The sequence below is a fragment of the Mycobacterium sp. genome (genome assembly GCF_032162605.1).
Taxonomy (GTDB): Bacteria; Actinomycetota; Actinomycetes; order Mycobacteriales; family Mycobacteriaceae; genus Mycobacterium.
Genome location: NZ_JAVROT010000337.1, coordinates 1 through 4,021, shown reverse-complemented (window position 1 = coordinate 4,021; position 4,021 = coordinate 1). Strand labels below are relative to the sequence as shown.

The 4,021-nt window shown below is 67.9% G+C and carries 2 protein-coding genes and 1 pseudogene; all 3 read right to left on the bottom strand.

From position 1 onward, the window contains the following. Positions 1-784, bottom strand: a pseudogene (gene adh, locus QOI01_RS19245) (aldehyde dehydrogenase); the annotation flags it as partial. Between the two features lie 108 nt (positions 785-892). Continuing rightward, the gene (locus tag QOI01_RS19240; protein WP_526383720.1) at positions 893-2,203 is read right to left on the bottom strand and encodes a helix-turn-helix domain-containing protein; all 1,311 of its coding nucleotides are present in this window, start codon (positions 2,201-2,203) and stop codon (positions 893-895) included. Between the two features lie 110 nt (positions 2,204-2,313). After that, a partial coding sequence (gene acs, locus QOI01_RS19235; protein WP_526383718.1) for an acetate--CoA ligase occupies positions 2,314-4,021 on the bottom strand: 1,708 nt, incomplete at its 5' end.

Below are 4,021 nucleotides of genomic sequence, written 5' to 3'. Positions count from 1 at the left end.
GGGTGACCGGGATCAGGTTCTGGCTGGCGTACTGCATGATCAGCCGCCCGGTCGTCGTCTCACCGGTGAAGGCGATCTTGGCGATGCGGTTCGAACTCGCCAACGGCTTGCCCGCTTCGACGCCGAATCCGTTGACCACGTTGAGGACACCGGCGGGAAGCAGATCCCCGATCAGCGACATCAGATACAGGATCGACGCGGGCGTCTGCTCGGCCGGCTTGAGCACGACGGCGTTGCCCGCGGCGAGTGCGGGCGCGAGCTTCCACACGGCCATCAGGATGGGGAAGTTCCACGGGATGATCTGCCCGACGACGCCCAGCGGCTCGTGGAAGTGGTAGGCGACGGTGTCCTCGTCGATCTGCGACAATGACCCCTCCTGCGCGCGGATCGCCCCGGCGAAGTACCGAAAGTGGTCCACCGCCAACGGAATGTCGGCGTTCAGCGTCTCCCGGACCGGTTTGCCGTTGTCCCAGGCCTCCGCGACCGCGATGGCTTCGAGGTTCTCCTCGATGCGGTCGGCGATCTTGTTGAGGATCACCGCCCGCTCGGCCGGCGAGGTCTTGCCCCAGGCCGGTGCGGCGGCGTGGGCGGCGTCCAGCGCCTTCTCGATGTCGGACTCGTCGGAACGGGCGACCTCGCAGAAGGTCTGGCCGGTGACGGGTGTCGGGTTCTCGAAGTACCGGCCGGCGGTAGGGGTCACCCACTCGCCGCCGATGTAGTTCTCGTAGCGGGGCTCGAAGGACATCACCGAGCCTTCGGTACCGGGCCGCGCGTAAACAGTCATGGTCTTTCCTCTCCTGCACCTGGGCGACAAATGTGTCGGTCGTCACTCACGGTAGGCAGGAGGGGGTTGCAGCACGGTTGCACGGCGCGAGCAACGTCGCGAGGGACGTCAGCCGAGTTCGAAGTCCAGGCCGACGAGGTGTCCGTGGGCCCGGGCGCGGACGACCGACCCGCGGCTCGAACTGTCGCGCAGCACGCGCCAGCCGTCGCGGTCGTCGCGGCCCTCGGGCAGTTCGAGCCAACGCCGGAGTAGCGACAGGCTTCCCGCCGACGAGTCGACCAGCACGGCACTCCGCATGCTCGCGCTCAATTCGGTGCGCAACCGGGCGATGGCGGGGGACGTCGACTGGCTGAGCAGCGGACCGGCATACCGGCCGAGCGCCGACGCCACGTCACCGGCGGAGAGCGCGTCGAACACGTCGTTCAGGTCGCTCGCCAGCGGCGCCGTCAGCCGGTAGGGCCGCGAGAAGATGAATTCGGGGCCGACGACCTTGCGCAGCCGTGACATCTCCGCGCGGATGGTGACCACGTCGAGGTGCTTGTCGTCCAGGAGCATGGCGAGGTGATCCGCACTCAGGCCCTCGGGGTGTCTGCTCAGAAGCACCAGGATCTCGGCGTGCCTGCCGGTGAGCACGGTGCGATGCAGATGCCCGCGCTCGTCGGTGATCTCCCACCGCGGTCGATCTCCGCCAAGCACCGACAGGCGAGGCATTCCAACCCGCCTGTCCACCCGGCCGGACTCGGTGAACCGCAATAGGGCCAGATGGTTCTCGACGGCCACCACGGTGGCGCGCACCAGTGCCAGCGTCTGCTGCGACGACACCTCGGCTCCGCCCGTCAGGTCGATCGCGCCGATCAGCGCGCCCGTTCCCGGATCGTGCACCGGGACCGCCGTGCAGCTCCACGGCTGGACGATGCGTGAGAAGTGCTCGGTGCCGCGGATCTGCACCTCGGCGTCGACCGCCAAGGCCGTACCCGGCGCATTGGTGCCCGCGCCGTGTTCACTCCAGTCGGCGCCGGGAACGAAGTTCATGGCCTCTGCCTTTCGGCAGGCCGCGGCGTCGCCCTCGACCCAGAGCAGGGTGCCGTCGGCGGCGCTGATGGCGACCATCACCCCGGAGGACGCCGCGTCCTCGACGAGCAGCCTGCGGATTACGGGAAGAGCCGACGCCAGAGGGTGGGCGGCCCGCATCCGGGCGATGCTCTGCGCGAGATCGGACGACTGGGCACCGCCGCGGTCGGGGTCGACACCCCTGGCCAGGCTGCGCTGCCAGCTCTCGGCGACGACCCGGCGCAGCGGGGTCGAGTTCAGATAGGAGGCATCGACCTCACCGGCGACGAAGAGTTCGTGAACCGCGCGTACCTTCGCCGAGGGGACCAGGGCTGCAGCCCCGCCGCCCAACGTCTTGGATGAACCCACCGGCGATCACGCTCCTCGCGGGCATGTGGACGCCGCGCGTGGCAGTCACGATAGTCCACCTCCGCGGGCAGCGGACCGGGACTTTCATGCCCGACACATCCTTGCGCCACCTACTTGCTGGCGCGGATGGCCTCGAAGACGCTGGGGTCGACGAGTGTGGAGGTGTCGCCGAGTTCGCGGCCTTCGGCGACATCGCGCAGAAGGCGGCGCATGATCTTGCCGCTGCGGGTCTTGGGGAGTTCGGGGACGACGTGAATTTCGCGGGGTCGGGCGATGGGGGAGATCTCGGTGGCGACCTGCTTGCGCAGTTCCTCGACCATCTGCTGGTTCGGGGTGTCGGCGTGATGGGCCTTCAGGATGACGAACGCACAGATGGCCTGCCCGGTTTGCTCGTCCGTGGCGCCGACGACGGCCGCCTCGGCCACCCCGGAGTGCCCGACGAGTGCGGACTCCACTTCGGCGGTGGAGATCCGGTGTCCGGAGATGTTCATGACGTCGTCGATGCGGCCCAGCACCCAGATCTCGCCGTCCTTGCCGTACCGGGCGCCGTCGCCGGCGAAGTACCAGCCCTGCTCTGCGAAGCGCGACCAGTAGGTCTGCGTGAAGCGCTCGGGATCACCCCAGATGCCGCGCAGCATCGCCGGCCAGGGCTTGTCGAGCACCAGGTATCCGCTGGCTTGTTGACCGTGATCGGTGCCGGGCGCCAACTCGTTGCCGTCGTCGTCGACGATCTTGGCGGAGATGCCGGGCAGCGGACGCATCGCCGATCCCGGTTTGCAGTCGGTGACACCGGGCAGCGGGGAGATCATCGCGGCCCCGGTCTCGGTCTGCCACCAGGTGTCCACGATCGGAATCTTGTTGGCGCCGAACGCCATGCGGTACCAGCGCCACGCCTCGGGATTGATCGGCTCGCCGACCGAACCGAGCAGCCGCAAGCTGGACAGATCGTGCTCGGCGGGCAGCTGACGTCCCCATTTCATGAACGTGCGGACCAGCGTCGGAGCGGTGTAATAGATGGTGACGCCGTACTTTTCGATGATCTGGAAGTGGCGGTGCTCGTCCGGCGATGAGGGGGTGCCCTCGTAGACCACCTGCGTCACGCCGTTGGACAGCGGTCCGTACACGATGTAGGTGTGCCCGGTGACCCAGCCGATGTCGGCGGTGCACCAGTACACGTCGGTCTCGGGTTTGACGTCGAAGACGTTGTAATGGGTGTAGCTCGACTGGGTCAGGTAACCACCGGTGGTGTGCATGATGCCCTTGGGCTTGCCGGTGGTACCGGAGGTGTAGAGCAGGAACAACGGGTGCTCGGCGTCGAACGCCTCCGGGGCGTGCTCGGGCGAGGCCCGGTCGACGACGTCATGCCACCACAGGTCACGGCCCTCGGTCCAGGCGACGTCGATCCCGGTGCGGTGCACCACCACAACGTGCTCGATGCTGTCGGATGCCTCGACTGCTTCATCCACGGCCGCCTTGAGCGAGGCGGCCTTGCCGCGGCGGTACTGCCCGTCGGTGGTGATGACCAGTTTTGCCTCGGCGTCCTCGATACGCGCCTTCAACGCCGAGGCGGAGAACCCGGCGAACACCACCGAGTGCATGACGCCCAGGCGTGCGCAGGCCAGCATCGCCACGATCGCCTCGGGCACCATCGGCATGTAGATCGCGACCCGATCCCCGGCCACCAGACCGAGTTCGGTCAGCGCGTTGGCGGCCTTGGACACCTCGTCCTTCAACTGGGCGTAGGTGATGGTGCGTTCGTCGTCGACGGGTTCACCGACCCAGTGGATGGCGACGCGGTCCCCGTTGCCCGCCTCGGCG